Source organism: Arenibacter antarcticus (assembly GCF_041320605.1).
GTDB classification, from domain to species: domain Bacteria; phylum Bacteroidota; class Bacteroidia; order Flavobacteriales; family Flavobacteriaceae; genus Arenibacter; species Arenibacter antarcticus.
Genome location: NZ_CP166679.1, coordinates 1,542,317 through 1,564,521 on the forward strand (window position 1 = coordinate 1,542,317; position 22,205 = coordinate 1,564,521).

General features: G+C 41.7%; 2 protein-coding genes and 1 tRNA gene. 1 reads left to right on the forward strand and 2 read right to left on the reverse strand.

Translation table 11 applies throughout. From position 1 onward, the window contains the following. Positions 1 to 21: 21 nt before the first annotated feature. A tRNA-Cys gene (locus KCTC52924_RS06400) sits at positions 22 to 95 on the forward strand. A gap of 169 nt (positions 96 to 264) precedes the next feature. On the opposite strand, the gene KCTC52924_RS06405 is transcribed toward KCTC52924_RS06400, so the two are convergent. Both KCTC52924_RS06405 and KCTC52924_RS06410 read right to left on the reverse strand, forming a co-directional pair. Next, complete coding sequence (locus tag KCTC52924_RS06405) at positions 265 to 1,215, reverse strand: type IX secretion system membrane protein PorP/SprF (RefSeq protein ID WP_251807449.1); 951 nt, start codon at positions 1,213 to 1,215, stop codon at positions 265 to 267. Between the two features lie 19 nt (positions 1,216 to 1,234). Then, positions 1,235 to 21,799 carry a T9SS type B sorting domain-containing protein gene (locus tag KCTC52924_RS06410; protein WP_251807447.1) on the reverse strand — a complete coding sequence of 6,855 codons (20,565 nt, stop codon included), beginning with the start codon at positions 21,797 to 21,799 and terminating at the stop codon, positions 1,235 to 1,237. Between the last annotated feature and the right edge of the window lie 406 nt (positions 21,800 to 22,205).

The window sequence follows — 22,205 nt, forward strand, 5'->3', positions numbered from 1 at the left end:
ATCTTTGCACTCTTGCAATAGGGCATTGTGGCCGAGTGGCTAGGCAGAGCTCTGCAAAAGCTTGTACAGCGGTTCGAATCCGCTCGATGCCTCCAAAAAAAACCCTCTAAAATTAGAGGGTTTTTTTATTTCCGCAAGGTACTATCCATCGTGACTTCGACTACGCTCAGTCACCGATTCTGATATTAATGTTAGATAAGGTTCGTGTTCTCGGCCCTGCCAGATGGAGGGACTTACTACTAACTACTTTGTACTTAATACCATTTAATACGTACACCTACAGTTGCTGATACCCTGAAATAGATCTACCCCAATGGTTACCACATGGGTTCCCGTGCTATAGCCCAAAATTTCATTCAATATCACCTGATAGGAGTATCCGAAGTATAAATTGTTCTTTTTAAGTCCAACTAAAGGTGCTATATACAATGGTTTCCCCAATTGGTCATTTAAGAATCTATAGGTAGCCCCAACATAGTAATAGTCCTCAAAATCATAGAACCTGAACTTTAGGTTTAGATCTGCCTCCGATCTGCCATCACTTTCAAAAATTTTATACAATATAGAAGGTTCAATTTCCATATTACTGGTCCTTGATTTTTTATATCGATATCCAGAATACAAATAAAAATTTCGCAGTTTGCTAGGCTCATAGATAGGATCGAAAATATAAACGTCCTTGTTGACCAAGTTAGAGGCATTGAGGCTTAAATAAAATGCATTTTTTCTATAGAGCATGCCCACATCAAAGTTGTGATTAGAAGTAGATCGATCATTGGTAACCCCAGGATCAAATCCAGCATCTATAAACTCACCCACATCCAACCTAAACTGGTTAAAGTTATAGGAGAGTCCAAAGGAAAGGAATTCGTCCTCATACCGATTCAAAGTTAAATGGTGGGCAAAAGAGATACGTGCTCCCTGTTGCTTGGTGTATCCGTTAGAATCGTTGTACAAGAATATTCCTACCCCAGATTTTTCCCCTATCCGCATATCTGCGGCTAGGGATTGGGTCCTAGGGGCATCTTTAATACCAACCCATTGCGCAAGTCCGTTAAGTCTAATTTTTATGTGGTCCCCTATTCCAGCATAGGTTGGGGACAATACAAAAGGGTTGTCTGCTAGGTACTGCGAATGCTGGGGGGAATTTAATTCCTGTCCTCTAGCTACCACAGTGCCAAAGAGCAACATTAGGATCAATATTTTATTGCGCATTGTAAATTTGGTTAAGTTCTTATCTATATAGGGTAAAATGTCCTACGAATTCCCGGTCATCGTTTTCACCTTTCAGTTTTATAATGTACCAATAATCCCCAGTTGGAAGTTCTCTGTTCATATATAATCCGTTCCATCCTGCATCATTAAGACCCATTCTGTAAACTTCCCTACCATAACGGTCAAAGATGAGGGTTAGTATTTCTGGGAATCCCTCCATATTCTTAGGAGTCCAGGTATCGTTATATCCGTCTCCATCTGGCGTAAAGAAATTTGGAATTTCTATGTCGACATACTCCATAAAAATATTGGCAATACGCTCACATCCATTTTCATCAACGACTCTTACGGAATAGGTTCCTGTTTCCTTGATATGAAAGGTGTTTTTAGTCCCCTTGTTTACCTCTCCCAAATAGAAGGTGTACTCTGCCTGACCTCCGGTGGCTACCGCCGTAATTTCATTGATTTCATTTTGCACCAAGGTCAATACCAAGGGTTCAAAATAGTCTATAGAGAAATTGACGGTGTATACACATCCGTTGGAATGGGCAATGGCCAAATAATGATTTCCGGAAGATATATTGCTGAAATTGGGTTCCAGAACCATATCATTTGGATCGGTGGAATCCAATGCATAAAGCACCTCCGAAGCCACAGTACCATCTTCCAGCACTACTTCAATAGAATTGCTAGGTGTATCCCCTGTACATTCATATAGAGGCGTTACCGTTGCCTTTAGGTTAACTCCGGGATCTATTACCGCTGCCAAGCTTATTTGGCACCCTTGTGCATCCCTAACAAAAATAGCATAGGTTCCTGCCGCCAATCCACTAATTTCAGTTCTGTCTTGTACAAAATCAGCATCTTCGGTAGAATTGATACTGGTACTATATGGTGCTGTTCCTCCCTCTATAGTTAGGGAAACAGTACCATCCTCACTTCCGATACAAATTTCCGGGGTGGTAGTATGTGTTGCCAATAAAAGGGTAGGTGCTACAATGGTGTAGTTCAATTGTTCAAAACAACCATTAACATCTTGGGCAATTACAGTATAATCACCGGGAACCAGATTGGTAAAGGTATTTACCGTATCAAACTTATCTAGGTCGGGCGAAATAGCATACTGATATCCTCCGGATCCTCCAGATAATTGAACCGTTATACTACCATCAGTGTCCCCAAAACAGGATGCATTGGTAAAACTATCTACCACTACTAGTGGAGTTGGTTCGGTAATATTGGTCACAGCCGACTGTGCAACACAGTCCTCACTAGTAACCCTAACATAATAGCTACCCATGGTAAGGTTATTAAACCTACCAGAGGTTTGCGGTCCAGCAATACTATTTATAAAGCCGGCATCGGTAAAGAGCTCATAGCGATAATTCCCTAGACCTCCAGCTGCTTTGGCAATCAAAATAGCGGTATTGTCCCCGTTACAATTGATTATAGCAGAAGCAGTATCCAAGGTAACCGAAAGTGGCACAATGGCGGTTTCCGTAATTTCGTTGGATAAAACAGCTCCACATCCATAGTCGTCCATCACATAATAGCGATAGGAACCAGCACTAACATCAAATGTATGTGTATTACCTCCGCTCATTGGGAAATAGGTAATCCCGTCTACACTGTACTGGTAAGGTCCCATACCACCCGATGCTGTCAAAAGTAATTTTGCGTCGCTTAAACAACTTAGCGAACTAGTTCTTGCCAAAGAGGCACCAACATCAGTAGGGTCTATTATAGTAGCCGTTACGGTTTCAAAATCACATTCCCAGCCATCCGATACGGTTATAGAATAAATACCTGCATTTAGGTTGTTGAAAACAGGACTAACTTGTCCTCCTGAGGTAAAGGTGATCACCGTTCCCGTGGGATCATAAACATTTAATTGATATAGATATACCCCTTCACCCCCAGCCATATTGATGGCACTTACTACTCCATTACTATCTCCATAGCATTCCAGAAATGTGATTAGCGGAGTTATATCTGCACTTATTGGTACTGGTTCTGCCAAGGTTTCTGTATCATTTAAAACACAACCGTTGGCATCGGTAATCTGTACCGTGTAATCTCCAGCAGAGAGTCCGTCAAATAGCATACTGTCTACCTCGGTAGCGCTATACACCTCAGAAGTTGTGGTATTGGTGAGTACAATATCGTAAGGTGCGTATCCCCCACTTGGGTCTACCAATAGTTCGCCTTCATCATTGGTGCAGGTAACACTGGCAATTGCATCCACAACAGCTATTAAAGCCCTATCCGGAGAAATTATCTTAACCGTATTGGAATCCTCAGAACATTCTGGTGCATTGGTCTCTGTAACCTTAACATAATAATTGCCTCCAGTAAGTCCGGTTATGGTCAATGGATTAGTAGACGTATCGCTCAATCCCGTAATTGCTGTTGCTACACCTGTGCTGGTAAATATTGTATAGCTATAAGGACCTGTATAACCAGTAACATTAATTTCCAAGGAACCAGTATTATCCCCAAAACAGGTCACAGGTGTGGTTGCCGTAGCACTTACCTTGATCAGGTCATAAGGTGCAATAATATAGGTAGCTGTATCCACATAACAACCTGTTGTGGTATCGGTTACCCTAAAGGTATAACTACCCACAGCAGATAAATTAAATGTAGCACTGTTATAAGTTGGAGTACCGGTAAAAGTGGCATTGGTATTGCCAACAGGTAATAACTGATAGCTATAATCATTGAGCGTATTGCCATTGTCACTCACAGTAATGGTTACTTCTTCGGGTCCTGCGCAAGAGATATCGATATTTTCGGATACCGTTGCTGTGAATTTGTTAAGTGTACTAATGTTGACAATGGTACTTTCCATACAGCCATTATCATCCTTTATAGTGACTTGAACAGTTCTATCAGAACCGTTATCCGTAATAGTAAACGTATTGGAAGTAAAGAAGTTAACTCCGTTAATACTATAGGTATAAGGAGCTGTCCCATCGGTCCCTACTGCGGTTATCACTGCTTGTGATGCCTCGTTGTTGGTATTACAAGTAAAATCGGTCGCAGTGGCACTTACAGCTACTGGCGCTGGCTCGTTAATTATCACACTATAGGTGATAAAACAACCCCTATCTGAAGTCACAGTAATGTCGTAGGTACCTGCGGCCAAGCCTGTGAACAGTTTGCTGTTCTGGGTGTTAGTGGTTGTACCATCAAAAATTGTAAAGGTGTATGGTGGGTTGTCATTAGCAGCATCCAGAATGACCTGTATAGAACCATCGGCACCGCCGTTACAGGAAACATCTTCCTTGGTCCAGGTAAAGATTACCGGGCTAGCTGCCTCCAAGGAAATTGGGGCGCTGCTGTTACAACCGGTAGTGGTATCGTGTACTACCATTAAGTAATCACCTGCACCTAGGCTAGGGAAGGTATTGGAAGCGCCTTGGGGTACCAACGTAGCTCCAAAGGCATCCTGTAATTCATATTCGTAATTGCCCGATCCCCCATTGGCGGTAACGGATATTATCCCGTCATTATCGGCACAAGAAGGCTGAGCGATCACCTGAGAATTTGGCGCTAAAGGACCATAGATCAGTAAGGTGTCAGTCACGGTACAGCCGTTGGCATCCATGACGGTCACCTGATAGGTCCCGGGAGCGGTAACGGTAAAGGTTCCACTACTCTGGTAGCTCTTGTTGTCTATCCTGAATTTTAAAGGACCCACACCTAATCCGGTCGCGGTAAAGGTATAAGAGTTCCCTGTGGAGGTACACTGGTCATCCGCATAAGCTGGCACAGTTACCGTTGGCAAAGGATCTGCAGCAATAACCACATCAATCCTATAAAGACAGTCCTTGGCATCTTTCACCCATACGTCCCAATTTAGATTGGTAGCAGGATCAAGAATAGCACTGGCACTTGCAGTATAATCACTTGGATTAGGAATTGACCCGTCTTGTACAAAAGCATAGGTATAACCACCGTTCCCACCACTGGCCTTAACCGTTACCTGTGCACCAATGTTACAATTGGCGTTGATATTTTTGGTGACAAGTAAATCTAGGGCTGCATCTGGCGAGCCAATAGTCACTATGTTGGACGTAGCCGGACAGAATGGAGCGTCCGTTGCGGTAAGTACCACATAGAAATTCCCTGCGGGCAGTCCAGTAATTGTTCTTGGATTTACAGAGGTATCGGTACTTAGGACTCCTGTAATATTGGTTCCACTGCTATCGAATACCTGGTAGTCATAATTACCTAAATAATTGTTCACCTGGATCTGAAGCTCTCCATCGGAATCCCCAAAACAGGTCACAGGCTTAATGGCCGTGGCCACTACTTCGATCAGGTCGTAAGGAGCAATAGTATATGGTGCGGAAGTGAAATAACAGCCCGTCACATTATCAGTTACCCTAAAGACATAGTCTCCTGGAGTGGACAGCTCATAAATGGCAGTAGTTCCTGCCACCAAAGTTTGTGCACCATTGGGATTGCCTAGCGGTAATAGCTCAAAGGTAAAGTCACCTGATCCACCCGTCACCGTTAATAGAACCTCCTCGTCATTGTTACACGTAATGGCGGTTTGTTGGTTAAAGGAAACATCCGTGATTTCTGGAAGTGGATCAATTGTATGCGTTAATGGCACCACAATAGAACATCCATTACTATCCTTAACATCCACGGTAAATGTACCTGCAGTAGCGGTTACATAGGTATATTGATTTTTGGCGGCTCCTGTACCTGCAAAATAATCTCCTCCATCTATACTGAAAAAGTATGGCCCTGTACCCGTAGCTGCATCGGCAACAATATCAAAAGAGGCTGTTTGTGTAGTATTATCAACATCACAAGCAAATTCTACCACATTGCTAATTGAAGCAACTAGTTGCGCTGGCTCGTTAATTATCACACTATGGGTGATAAAACAACCCCTATCTGAAGTCACAGTAATGTCGTAGGTACCTGCGGCCAAGCCTGTGAACAGTTTGCTGTTCTGGGTGGTAGTGGTTGTACCATCAAAAATTGTAAAGGTGTATGGTGGGTTGTCATTAGCAGCATCCAGAATGACCTGTATAGAACCATCGGCACCGCCGTTACAGGAAACATCTTCCTTGGTCCAGGTAAAGATTACCGGGCTAGCTGCCTCCAAGGAAATTGGGGCGCTGCTGTTACAACCGGTAGTGGTATCGTGTACTACCATTAAGTAATCACCTGCACCTAGGCTAGGGAAGGTATTGGAAGCGCCTTGGGGTACCAACGTAGCTCCAAAGGCATCCTGTAATTCATATTCGTAATTGCCCGATCCCCCATTGGCGGTAACGGATATTATCCCGTCATTATCGGCACAAGAAGGCTGAGCGATCACCTGAGAATTTGGCGCTAAAGGACCATAGATCAGTAAGGTGTCAGTCACGGTACAGCCGTTGGCATCCATGACGGTCACCTGATAGGTCCCGGGAGCGGTAACGGTAAAGGTTCCACTACTCTGGTAGCTCTTGTTGTCTATCCTGAATTTTAAAGGACCCACACCTAATCCGGTCGCGGTAAAGGTATAAGAGTTCCCTGTGGAGGTACACTGGTCATCCGCATAAGCTGGCACAGTTACCGTTGGCAAAGGATCTGCAGCAATAACCACATCAATCCTATAAAGACAGTCCTTGGCATCTTTCACCCATACGTCCCAATTTAGATTGGTAGCAGGATCAAGAATAGCACTGGCACTTGCAGTATAATCACTTGGATTAGGAATTGACCCGTCTTGTACAAAAGCATAGGTATAACCACCGTTCCCACCACTGGCCTTAACCGTTACCTGTGCACCAATGTTACAATTGGCGTTGATATTTTTGGTGACAAGTAAATCTAGGGCTGCATCTGGCGAGCCAATAGTCACTATGTTGGACGTAGCCGGACAGAATGGAGCGTCCGTTGCGGTAAGTACCACATAGAAATTCCCTGCGGACAGTCCCAGTATGCGCAGCACACCAGACGCTACACCCGTATTTGTTATAGAGGTACTTGTACCATCACTATTGAACACCTCATAAGAGTAGTTGCCAGTATAATCGGTGACATTTATATCCATCACCCCATCAGAGTCCCCAAAACAAGTCACTGGTGTCATTGCCGTAGCCACCACTTCTATCAGGTCATTTGGAGCAACAGTATATGGAGCGGAAGTGAAATAGCATCCCGTCACATTATCGGTCACTCTAAAGGTATAATCCCCTACTCGACTCAATTGATAAATAGCAGTATTTCCTGTAACAGATATTGGTGTACCATAAGGACTACCCACCGGCAACAGTTCAAAAGTAAAGTCTCCCGATCCTCCAGAAACCGTTATTTCTATCTCTTCATCACCATTACAGCTTATTTCCGTCTGTTGGTTAAAGGAAACATCCGTGATTTCTGGAAGTGGATCAATTGTATGCGATAATGGCACCACAATAGAACATCCATTCCTATCCTTAACGTCTACGATAAATGTACCCGCAATAGCAGTTACATAGGTATATTGATTTTTGGCGGCACCTGTACCTTCAAAATAATCCCCTCCATTTACACTAAAATAGTATGGCCCTGTACCCGTAGAAGCATCTGCTATAATATCAAAAGCGGCTGTTTGTGTAGTATTATTAACATCACAAGCAAATTCTACCACATTGCTAATAGAAGCAATCAATTGAGCTGGCTCAACTATAGTTATGTTATCCGTAGCCACGCAGTTCCTATTGGAAGTCACGCTTATTACGTAATTCCCTGGATTTAAACCTGAGAAGAATCCATTATTTTGGGTAATGGCCGCATCTACCCCATTATCTATGGTAAAGGCATAAGGCGGATTGTCATTTACTCCAGCACTTGGAGTAACCAAACTAACCATTATGCTGCCATCGGCTGCTCCAAAACAACTAATATCAATTTTTTGGGTAGTTTGTAAAGTTACTGATGTCGGCTCTTCTAAAGTTATCTGTATTTCCTTAGTACAATTGGAAGGGTTTCCTAGGGTGTTATCCCTTACACGGACGATGTATGTCCCGAAAGCCACTCCAGTAAACTGGTTCCCAACTGATACTATTCCCGTTGGGGTAATCCCATCCGCTTCAAACAGTTCAACCGTATTACTTCCTGATCCACCAGCAACAGCAAAGTCGATTACCCCGTCGTTAGTGTTACATGAGGGCTGGGTAGTTACTGTAGCGTTAAATTCCAATTCAGGACTAATGGTAATCGATTCAATTTCTCCACATCCATTAGCATCCAACACCTCTATATCATAAGCACCTGAAGTAAGGTTGTTAAAAGTATATGGGAAGGACGCTATATTTTGGAAAGCATTCCCAACAATTCTAACTCGGTATGGAGCTACACCTGTATTAGTAGCATCTAGAGTAACATTTATGGAGAAATTGCCTTCCTCTACACACTCATTTACAATGGACAATGAGATATCTGGTCTAGTATCTTCAGTGATTGTAATATCTAACACTTTAGATATACATCCATTCGCATCTTGGGCATAAACATCCCAGTTGGTACCTGTACTATAATCCAAATGAAGTATTTCGTCCTCTAGAAATGCTCCAGGGATAGCTGAGCCATCTAATACTACAGCATAGGTATAAGGTCCGGTTCCTCCACTGGCCTGTACTATTACAATTGCATCTTCATTACAGTTATCTGGAGTATTACTAACCTCAACTACAATTACTTCTTCTGGGGCATCAATCGTTACGGAGTTTGACACTTCGTTACACAAAGGAATTTGTGTTTCAGTTACTCTAACTTTATACATTCCGGCTGGTAATGTCTGTGGAATTACATAATTAAATGGATTTGAAGTCGCATTAGAGTTTCCAGTTGCACCTGGTACAGGATTCCCAAGATCATCCATTACCTGATACTCAAAAGTACCTATATAGCCTGAAATATTTATTTGCAATTCTCCATCAGAACTATCGCTACAACTGGCATCTGCAATAATAGATGCAGTTACTGAAATAAGTTTATATGGCGCTATATTATGCTCTACAATTACGGAACAGTTCGTATTATTATCCAGTACTTCATAGGCATAATTCCCGGGTGCGGTTAAAACAATATATGTTGGATCCGCAACCACAGTACCACTTGGCAATTCTGTAATGGTATAATCTCCTGAACCATCCGCTGGGACTATTTGGATAATTTCCTCACCGTTATTACAGTCTATATTTTGATGTACAGTAATACTAGCAGTTACCTCTTGTTCTAAAGGAATAGCAACAGCTATTGCCGCAGTACAACCATTATCATCCTTAACAATCACATTTACATCTGGGGCACCAAAGGCTACATTATAGGTGTTATTGGATTGGAAAGATCCTCCATTAAAGCTATACAAATATGGTCCTGTTCCTGTTGGATTTGGATTGTCTACAGTTACCGTACTAAAATTATCATCACAACTATATGGGGATGCAGATGCACTGATCGCCAATTGTGTTGGTTCATTAACGGTAATAGTTTCGTAATGAGGACAACCTTTATCAGAGATAACAGTAACCGTATAGCTACCTTGGGCCAACCCAGTAAATACATTTGAGTTTTGGGGGGCATTTCCATCCAGACTGTATTGGTAAGGCGTGTCTACGTTTCCTGCATTCAATGTTACGGTAATAGTTCCATCGCTTCCTCCAAAACAGTTCACGTCCGTAGTCGACAAACTAAATGTAGGATTAACTGGTGCATCTATAGTAATAGTCACACTATGCGCACAACCAGTAATATTATCTATGATATCAAAATCATAGTTGCCACTGGTCAGCCCTGTAAATATTGGGTTATTGGTCTGTGTAGGACCAGCAGGGGAAGTTTGTGTATAATTGAAATCCCCAGATCCACCATCCGTAATTATGGTTACCTCCCCACTATTGACAGGATTACATTGCTCTTCAGCAGTTAGTGTTGCTATAGCAGAAAATGGAGGAGAAATAGTAATGGTTTTGGCTGCTTCCCCACATCCATAGGAATCCACTACTCTTACAGAATGATTTCCTGATGAAAGATTTGATATGATTACTGTTTCCCCTGAATTATTTAGGGTCACTGGCACAAAAGTCCCTCCGTTCACACTCATATAATGAGGTGCGATACCGGCAGTAATTAGTTCTACTTCAATTTCAAAAGTCCCATCTGCGGACACACAAGAATCCACAACACTAATATCTATAGCAGTTTCAGGGTCCTTTTCTAGCGTTACCGTCAGAGGTGGAGCTATACAACCGTTTACGTCTTGTACGTAAATGTCATAGTCTACAGGATATGCAGCGGCTATAATTTGCAATGTACTAGATTCTGGAAAGGCTGTTGGGGCAGGGTCTCCTGCTAGCACATAGGCAAAGGAGTATGATCCAGAACCTCCCGTTGCTTTAACTGTTACAAAAGAACCATCATTACAATTGGCTTTAGTCTTGCTCACGAAACTTAACTGTACCGGAGTGGGCTCCAATATTCTAAATTCGTAGACATTGGTACATGATGGGACTGAATTTTCTTCAAAATATAATACATAGTCCCCGGGAGGAATATTGTCTACCTTCACCGAAGGTGTTGGAGTAGGACCTCCAGCCGGCTGGGGTACATTACCAGAATAAGCAGCACCCAAGGACACATTAGTTAGGGCATTACGTATTTCATAATTAATTACTGTTACACTTGAATCAAAGCCCTCTATTTGAAATTCCAAGGAACCATCCGCACCTCCAAAACAACTAGCATTGGTAACGGTTGGAGTAGCAACCACATCAATACTTGATAGATTTGGAACTTCTACCTCCAAATAACTGGAGCAACCAGTAGCATCGTCAACAGCTTGGAATACATATTTTTGACCTGCGTTTAGACCCGTATATGTTGCTAAAACAGTACTACCTGATGTCGTAATAGAATTTGGAGCTATAGCAGTACCTAAAATAGTAAATGTATAATTTCCTGATCCATTATTTGCAGACAATTCAACGGTACCTCCATCTACACAGTCTACAATAACTGGCGCTGAAGTTAGGGTTAGATAAGGGCTGGCTAACACTCTTACTGGGTTCTCATAATATTCGCAACCATTCGCGTTTATTATCCTAACATAATAATCTCCAAAGTCCAATCCGTCAAACGTTATAGAAGTATCGGAAGTGGTTACAGGATTAGGTGTTGGACCTGAAACGGTAACTATATTATTGGATTGATCATATAAGGTATACGTATAATCGGGTATCCCTCCACTTGTTATATCAATGGTAATGCTTCCTGGTACATCTCCAGTTACTCCACAGGAAACGTTCTTTACAGTAACATCTGCATCAAATACAGGAGGGTCATTCAATATTACGTTATACGATTCCTCACAACCTTTACTATCCCTAATTATATAAGAGTATGTTATACCAGCTGATAGTCCCGAATAGGTTCTTTGAGCGGTAAATGGACCCCCATAGAAGCTATACACATAGGGTGAAAGTCCTGTTCCCCCAACCGGAACTATTTCAACAACGCCATCAGAACCTCCATTACAACTAGGATCTATTGTATTGTGGTTTGCCACAGGGGTGGTAGTTGGATTAATCGTAATAGGATTTGAAAGCACATCACATCCTTTATCGTCATACACCTTAAACATATAATTTCCAGCGGTATTGGAACTAAAGCTAAAACTTGCACCTGCTATAGCGGCACCTGGATTAAATGTAGCTCCTCCGTCAGTACTTACCTCATAGCGGTTATATGGAAGATAACCTCCGTTTACCGTCACCTGAATAACAGCATCTGTAGGAATAGAACAAGTGAGATCTTTAGTAACCACAGCATTTGTGATTATTAATCTTTCCGGAACAATTATTGTTAAAGTTCCAGTAGAACAACCAAAAACATCTGTTGCTTCAAAATTATAGGTTCTAGGAGCTAAGTTTGAAAAAGTATTACTAGCCTGATAAGTACCACCATTTACTCTATACCTATAAGGTCCTTGTCCTCCCGTACTGTTTAAGACAATCTCTGCTCCATTAGGATCAGAACAAACATCTGAACTAGGATCTAAGGCTAGAGTAGGAGTACCTATAGCATTAATAGTAATTGGTTTATCCAGTATACATCCGTTGGCATCCATTACTCTAATGGTATAATTTCCTGCTGTAATATTTGTAAAAGTTTTATTACTCTGGAAGGGTACTATAACCCCTGTAGCGGCTGCATCCATCAACTGATGTTGATAGGATCCCCACCCGCCGGTAGCGTTTACCAAAATAGTTGCATCGCTAGAACAAGTTACATCTGTATTAGTAAATGTGAAATCTAAGGCGGTAATTGGTTCAGCGATCAAAGCCGGAGCAGATGCGGTACAATTGGTTACATCATCGGTTACAATAACCATATACGTATCTGCCCCTAAATTTGGAACAGAAATCGGAGTAATGATATTTATATTGTTACCTAATTGTTTAACATTACCAGCACTATCCTCTACAACATAACTAAATGTAGATACAAAATCGCTCGTCTCAAAAGTAAATTCTCCATCGAGATCTCCTTTACAGGTTACGTTATTTACCAATTGGTACAATACCTTAACTTTGGGAATCGTATTTACAGTATAGCTTTCTTGTATTGTACAACCCTTGGCATCTGTAACTTCAAAAGTATAGGTACCTGCTGCCAATCCCGTAAAAGTAGCATTATTGCCATTGTCTGTTGCATGCAAAACAGGCGCTATAATCTTATAGTTAAACGGTCCATTTCCATCCGTTACAGTGACAGTGACATCACTTAATATAGCCGGACAGGTCATTGCCGATGGGGTAAATGAAAGATCTGTAGGTCTATTTAGTGGATCAATGGTTTGTGTACTTGTCACCGTACAATTATTGCTATCCCTAGCTGTAATAGAATAGGTCCCAGCGGTTAAGTCAGAAAAAGTAGTTCCTGGACCAAAAGTAACCCCATCAATACTGTAGGTATATGATCCTGTACCCCCTGAGGTACTCGTCACATCAATAGTTGCAGCTCCAGTAGTACAGGTATAATCTTGGGAAACAGCAGTGGATAATGCTAATACTGCCGGGTCAGTTAAATTCACTGTACCTGTTGTCTCACATCCTTTGGCATCGACAACCGAATAGTTATACGATCCGTCTGTTAACCCAGTATAAACCATTTGTGTGGAAGGGGCATTCCCATTAAATACTATTTGGTATGGTGCTGTTCCTCCGGTTATATTCAAGTTTACAGAACCGGTAGCCGCAGTAGCACAAAGTGGATTGGTAACCACGGGCACAGCTGTTGGAGGGACGTTACTACTTACTATTATTGTATTCGATGTTAGGGTACAACCAGAAGTATCGGAAATTATAAATTCATAGGCTCCCGCTGTACTTGTGCTATAAATAAATGGTGATACAGGCACCGCTGTGCTGGCCTGAAAAATTGTACCATCCAAAAACACTTCGTAGGTGTATGCCGGATTGCCGTTTGCTATAGAAATGATAATTTCAGCATCTGGACTAATACTACAATCCAAATCTTTATCAAGAGATGCGTTTACGATAAGTTTAGGATTAATAGTAATGGTTTCCGTATCTGTACAGTTTTTATTGTCTATAACGCCTACGGTATAGGTCCCAGGAGTCAATCCGCTAAAAATATTGTTGGACTGGTAGGCGCCACCATTGATTCTAAATTGAAATGGTGCTTGTCCACCTGAGCTAACAGAAGCAGTTATGGTTAAACCTACAGTAGCATCATAACATAAGTTATTAGCGTTTAATGCAAGCGCTGGAGCTATGGCCGGATTTAATGTAAAGGTCGTGGAAACACGACATCCATTTACATCGGTAACATCAACACTATAAGGTGCAGAAGTATCCAATAGGTCCTTAAAAACTCCAGTAGTATTGGAAAATACAGCTCCACTTGGGTCTGTAATTTGATAAGTATATCCACCCCATCCTCCGGAAGTAGAGATATTCACCGTTCCAGGAACCGTACCGCTTACGGAACAGCTTGGATCCGTAACTACCACTGCATCAATCATCAATGAATCTGCAGGCTCGTTCACGGTAACCGTGACCGTATCGGTACAATTTGTAGTGTCGTCCGTAACAGTAATGGTATAATCACCAGCCACAAGGCCATTAAAATTCAATGGACTCGTAGTAATTCCGTTATTCGAAGTTATTGGCGTGGGCCCAGTTACGGTATAACTGTAGGTTCCGGAGAAACCGCTAACATTATATTGTATGACACCATCCGATCCTCCTTGGCAAGAAACATTCTCCACTAAAGATCCTGATACATTTATCTTTTGGACTGGGGTAATGGTAAAGTTCTCCTCATAGCTACAACCTTTAGAATCAGTTACTTTAAAGGTATAGGTATCTGGAGCAAGATTATTAAACACTCCAGTGGTATTGGAAGCTGTTGCTCCCGCAGGATCAATGATCTCGTAAGTGATTGTGCCACTTCCACCGGTAACCGAAAGATTCACCACTGACGTCTCTGCCGTACAATAAGGTGCCGTGGCATTAAATGTAATATCCGTTGGTGGGTCTAAGGCCGGGATATTTACGGGTATGGTCGCAAATGTACATCCACTGGCATCTTTTACAGTAAGGGTATAATTCCCATTGGTAAGTCCGGTAAAAGTATCTCCTGCAACAAATGTCACTCCGTCAATACTATAGGTGTATCCTGGTGTTCCCCCAGTAATATTTTGTACTTGGATGCTGCCCGTCTGTAAGCAAGTATACGGTTGCATTAATACAGCCTCAGCTGCAATAGGGTCTGGCGCAACTAAAGTAGCACTGCCATTATAAGTACAACCTTTACTGTCCTGTACTGTATAATTATAGGTTCCTGATGCAAGTCCGGAGTAGGTCGTCTCATTGCTAAAGCCTGCACCACTAAAGTTGACTTGATAAGGGGCGGTTCCAAAGTTGGGATCTATTAGAATCTCGACACTGCCATTGGCAGCACTATCACAAGTTGGATTTATAATATCATTAGTGGCAACGGGATTGGTAATGGGATCTATTACAACAGTGGTCTCCGCTGTACAGCCTTCACTATCCGTAATTAAAAAGGTATAACTGCCGTCTACGTCCGTGGTATAGGTAATGGTATTCCCTACTACAGCAGTACTTAACCCACCATTAACCTGATAGCTATAGCTGGTATATCCGCCATTTATGGTAATATCAATCACGGCATCCACAGAAGTGCTACAATCCAATTCCTTGGTCAAAACACTGGAAACGGTCAATTGATTCTCTATCACTACCGTATTGGTAGTTACATTACAGCCATGGGCATCCCATACCTCAACGGAATAGGAATTGGGCGAAAGGTTCTTAAATACATTGCCCTTTTGTGCCGGAGCACCATTTAGGCTATAGGTATAGGGTGCAATTCCTCCAGCTGCACTAGCAGTGAGGCTAACACCTGTTCCTGGAACATAACAAAGGTCCGTTGTAGCAGCCAAAGTAGCCGTAGGAATATCAGAGGCAACAATATCAAAGGTCTTGGTCTCTACACAGCCACCAGCATCGGTTACGCTGATGGTATAGGTGCCAGTTTGGGTAAGACCAGAAAAAACATGGTCTGACTTTGGTCCTAAAATCGTAGTGTTTGGCTGTTCAATTTCATAAGAATATCCTCCCCATCCGTCGGTAGCGGTGATCGTCACCGATCCATCCGTTGTACAAGTCAATGGACTCACCGCAAAAGTAAAGTCCATCATCGAATCGGGCTCACTCACAGTAACCGTAGCCGTATCGGTACAGTAGGTAGTATCATCCGTAACAGTAAGGGTATAATCACCGGCCAATAAGCCAATAAAGTTCAATGGGCTAGTAGTAATCCCATTTTGTGGAGCTATGGCTGTGGGCCCAGTTACGGTATAACTGTAGGTTCCAGAGATACCGCTAACAGTATATCGTATGGCACCATCGTCACTTCCTAGGCAGGATACGTTTTGAGTTGTTGTCCCAACTACATTTATTTTCGATACAGTATTTACCGTATAGTTTTCGTTATACGAACATCCATTGGTATCGGTAACCCTAAAAGTATAGGTGTTGGGAGCAAGATCGTTAAATACACCTGTGGAATTGGTGGCAATGGAAACAGCAGGAGCAAGAATTTCATAGGTAAGGGCACCACTTCCTCCTGTTACCGCTAAACTAAGGTTTGAAGTTTCGGACGGACAGTTTGCCGCTGTACTACTAAATGTAATATCCGTTGGTGGGTCTAAGGCCGGGATATTTACGGGTATGGTCGCAAATGTACATCCACTGGCATCTTTTACAGTAAGGGTATAATTCCCATTGGTAAGTCCGGTAAAAGTATCTCCTGCAACAAATGTCACTCCGTCAATACTATAGGTGTATCCTGGTGTTCCCCCAGTAATATTTTGTACTTGGATGCTGCCCGTCTGTAAGCAAGTATACGGTTGCATTAATACAGCCTCAGCTGCAATAGGGTCTGGCGCAACTAAAGTAGCACTGCCATTATAAGTACAACCTTTACTGTCCTGTACTGTATAATTATAGGTTCCTGATGCAAGTCCGGAGTAGGTCGTCTCATTGCTAAAGCCTGCACCACTAAAGTTGACTTGATAAGGGGCGGTTCCAAAGTTGGGATCTATTAGAATCTCGACACTGCCATTGGCAGCACTATCACAAGTTGGATTTATAATATCATTAGTGGCAACGGGATTGGTAATGGGATCTATTACAACAGTGGTCTCCGCTGTACAGCCTTCACTATCCGTAATTAAAAAGGTATAACTGCCGTCTACGTCCGTGGTATAGGTAATGGTATTCCCTACTACAGCAGTACTTAACCCACCATTAACCTGATAGCTATAGCTGGTATATCCGCCATTTATGGTAATATCAATCACGGCATCCACAGAAGTGCTACAATCCAATTCCTTGGTCAAAACACTGGAAACGGTCAATTGATTCTCTATCACTACCGTATTGGTAGTTACATTACAGCCATGGGCATCCCATACCTCAACGGAATAGGAATTGGGCGAAAGGTTCTTAAATACATTGCCCTTTTGTGCCGGAGCACCATTTAGGCTATAGGTATAGGGTGCAATTCCTCCAGCTGCACTAGCAGTGAGGCTAACACCTGTTCCTGGAACATAACAAAGGTCCGTTGTAGCAGCCAAAGTAGCCGTAGGAATATCAGAGGCAACAATATCAAAGGTCTTGGTCTCTACACAGCCACCAGCATCGGTTACGCTGATGGTATAGGTACCAGTTTGGGTAAGACCAGAAAAAACATGGTCTGACTTTGGTCCTAAAATCGTAGTGTTTGGCTGTTCAATTTCATAAGAATATCCTCCCCATCCGTCGGTAGCAGTGATGGTCACGGATCCATCCGTTGTACAAGTCAATGGACTCACCGCAAAAGTAAAGTCCATCGCCGAATCGGGCTCACTCACAGTAACCGTGGCCGTATCAGTACAGTGGGTAGTATCATCCGTAACAGTAAGGGTATAATCCCCGGCAACCAGACCAGTAAGGTTAATTGTGTTTGCAGACTGTCCCGTAATTGTAGAAGCGCCGTTAACGGAATAGCTATAAGTACTACTGAAATCGCTTATATCAAAGTCTATGGCACCGTCTGCACCTCCTAAACAAGTCACGTTGCTTATCAAAGTACCATTAGCCTGCATAGAAATTACAGGCGTTATAGCATAGGTTTCATCATAAGAACAACCTTTACTATCTGTCACCCTAAAAGTATACGTATCTGGGGCCAAATTAGTAAAGGTGGCGGTTTTACCAGTGCTGGTTGTTGCGGCTATAGCCGTTGGAGCAATGATCACTATGGTCAAGGGATTAAACCCGTTTACAGCAGTTACGGTAACATTGGAGGTTTGTATGGGGCAGTTTGGTGCCGTAGACGAAAAAGTTAAATCTGTAGGCTCGTCTAATGGTGCCAAAACTATAGTATTGGTATTAAAGGTACATAGGGTAGCATCCCTAATGGTAATTGTGTAATTCCCGTTCGTAAGGTCGGAAAATGTTTCCGATCCAGGTCCCGACACAAAATTCACCCCATCTATGCTATAGGAATACGGTGCAGTTCCGCCGTTAACATTTTGGACTTCAATAATACCATTTTGGAGACAGGTATAATCTTGCACTAAAACAGCATCACCAGAAATTCCGTCTGCAGGTCCTCCAATGGTGAAGTTTTCTATAAAATCGCAACTAGCACCTCCTTTAGATTGCTCAAGAGTTACTGTATAATTGCCCTGGGGCAAACTGGTAAAGGTACCAGAGTTGTTTATGATAGTACTACCATCAGGGTAGGTTATGGTATAGGTAACCTTATATCCGCCTGTTGGCATCATGTTGTAAGTAATTGACCCATCTTCCGCTCCAAAGCAGGTTTCATCGGATACCGAAGTAGTGTATTCCACTGCTGGGACCAATTTAATGTTAACAATATTGGAAAATACGTAACAGTTGTTCCGGTCTACCACCACAAAAGTATAATCACCTGGATCAAGAATGTCAAAAATCACACTGGTTTGAAATTTACTCGGTGGTATTGAGGTTATATTTGGATAGGAGGTAACCGTATTTCCGCCTTCATCCACATAGGACCAAATTGCATAGGTATGAGGTGTTCTGCCACCATTGGAATCCATTAATATATTGCCTTCCTTACACGTAATATGTTGGGATACCCGCGCAGTTAGGGTTAAGCCGGCCTCACTAAGTATTGTAACTTTTTCTTCCTTGTAACAACCATCATCGGTGCGAACGCGGATTATGTAATTGCCTGCATTTAAATTTTGAAAAGTAAAATTATTGTCCGGTTGGGCAGTCTCATTATCCAAGAGGGTACCGTTGCCTCCGTTACTACCATCATCCAATCGAATTTCATATTCATAATTTCCCTCAACATTTAATGCCTGTATACTTATGCTCCCCAGTGTGCTACATGTGGTTGGTGTTACGTTGGTAGTGACCTGAAAATCCCGATTTCTAATTCCGATATCTGGAGTCGTGAATTCACAGGAACCATCAATAGGTTCTCCTGTATTGGCATCCAATTGCATCATACCCACTCGGTAGGCACCATTAGTGTTTATGTCGAAACTTGGACCGTTATTAGCACTATAAGGCACCACTATGGTGTTATTAGCTATATCATATAATTGATATCCATATCCTAAACCTAAGTTGGTAATAGTAATATTTCCTGGGGTAGTACATATAATATCATTGGAGCTGTATTGTATATCTAGGTTATTTTGAAATACATTAAAGTAGAAGCGACTAAAACATCCTCCTTGATAATTGACCACTAGACGGTATTTACCTTCTTGATTTGCTGTAAAACTCGGACCTACAGAAACTTGGTTCCAGGTACAGGTAGCATTCTTATTACCACAATCATCTCCTGAAGACGTACAACTGCCTTCTACCAATTTTTCCCAAACCATACTCTGGGCATCGGCTATGTTAACTTCAATTAATTGTGTATCATTTACCCCACAAAGAAAAATCTTAGGCAAGGGACTTCCGTCTACAGAACAACTAACAATTTCGCCCTGCACATCGTTGGTAGGATCGGCATCGTTATTACTATTGTTAAAGAAGTCCACAATAGGGTTGGTTTGGGTGGTCCCAAAACGTTCTACAATCAAAATTTCCTTAAAGCCCTTACAGGGATCGGCAACAATTTTATCTACGATATAGGTGCCTGGATTCCGAACAACAAAGGTACTGGGGTCATTATCCGAATCTCCATCAGTTATAAGCGTATCTGCGGCATCCAACTCCCCATTGCCATTTTCATCTTTATACCATTTATATTCATCAAAACCATTTCCGGCATTAAGTACTACTTGTTCACCACAAAGCTGAACTGTCCGTCTAAAATTACATTCATCTAAATTATCCAATAAAAAATTGGTAGCACCAGGAGTAGAAAATCCACATCCGTCAAATTCAAAAACAGAGGGGTCATCGGTTATTACATTACTGTTAAGTACTCCTTGATAAGTAGAGTAGGCCAAGTTTTGAATAATATCTGAACAGGCGTTTATAAAATCGAAACAGTTTTCCGCTACCTTAACCCGCATACGAATAGTGTTTGGTGAGCGTCCTTTTATTACCATTGAATTTGGAATGCTAAACACTACGGTCCTAGTAGGTTCGTCATACGTATAGGTAACCCCAACTGGTAAAATTAAGTTGGTTTCGTCCAGGGTCACATTTATAGGCAGTACGTCCTTAATTGTATAATTCGCTGCATTATCGTTCCCAACATTTTGAAACTCCAATACATAATCCAAGGTTTGACCAAGATATACCCCTTGCCCGGTTATATCATTTCCGGCAATATCTTCAACTGTTTTCTTTAAATTAATAATAGGTTCAATAATTTCTACATCAAATGAGGTAAAGAAAATATCATACTTGTCTTGGGAAGAACTTGCCCGTAATACAGCTCCAGTTTCATTGTTGGGAATGACTCCGTTAAGGGGGTTATTGATATTGATTAAATCTACATCCCAACCCAGTGTATTAATAGAGTTTGGATTTCTGTCAGTAACAATTGCGTCTGCTATGGTTATGTTACTATTAAAAAAATTATTAGCTGGGTTTACTGTATTTCCCAAAGGCGTAAAGACCGCGTTGCTGTTTGCTTTAATGGAAAGTCCGTCTCCCGAAATTCTATTATCACCCTCAAGAGCTGCTACACCAAGTTGGGCAATAACGGGAAAGCCAATTGGTAGGGTAGTAAAGCCGTTAAAAGGAATATCTACGGTCTGTCCAGATTTTATTCCGGCATACCCATCAAAAGTGGTAATGAATTTTCCAGGTAAATTTGGATTTTCAAAAACCACTACCATTTTCCAACCTCCAGAAACACCTCCAGAGATATCGTCTCCAGAGCTTGCCCTAATATTGGCCGCAAAATACTCTCCATTGGGATCAGCCATCCCGGCTACAATGGAGGTAACGTCCTTATAGCAGGCATAAGGACTATAATATCCAAAATCGGCATCCCCTTCCCCATCAAACAATATTTCATCTGCCGTTAAATCTTGATAGGTCCCACCTGGAATCTTAAATTTAACTTGGTCAAAACCACTTCTGTCGTTTTCCTTAAAAACCGCAGACCAGTAAAGACCTGCATACCGTACTTTGGCACAACTAATTTCGGGTACCGTAAGAATTGCGCTACTACTGCTAAAGGTAGATGCATCCCCATCAATATCGATGTAATGCATATCCAGATTGTCATTATTCTCTGAGGAGCTCCCTGTCTCGTTATAGGGCTCATTGGGAGAAACAGGAGAAGAAACCCAAACATTCTCCCATTTATCACATTTCTCTTTTTTCCATTTAACACATTGTCTTTCCCAATATCCATCTGTTTTTCTATTGACAATATTATTGGCGATAAAGGTGATATCTCCTCTAATCTCATCTGCATACCGAACCTCAAAGTCGTTTTTTACCTGTGAAAACGCACTAAAGGCGCCCAATAATAAAAAACAAGTTAAGAACAGAGACTTGAAGGATATTGGCTTCATTTTAAAATCTAGTTTGGTTGTATATGGTAGATCCACTTTGGTTGGCTTATTAGTTCGGGAAATACTAGTGTTTATTGTTTGCAAGGATGGAAAAACAGATCATTCTTGTACATCACTAATACTCAATAACAAATATTAATCTTAAAAGGGAGCTGATAAAGTTATTGTTGTAGAGGCGTTTAAAACTGTTGTGAAAAGCAAATAACGCATGGTGTACTTTTTTCCAAATAGGCCTTATAAAATGAGTGTCCGACAAAATCCATAATTGACCGATAATGAACACCACTCGTAAAAGTTTGAAAATGGTCTGGTTAATTAATTTGACTGAGATATTATTACATAATTATAAAAGCCACTCACAAAATATACCTTTCAGTATTGAAGCTAGAAATAAATGTAACATCTT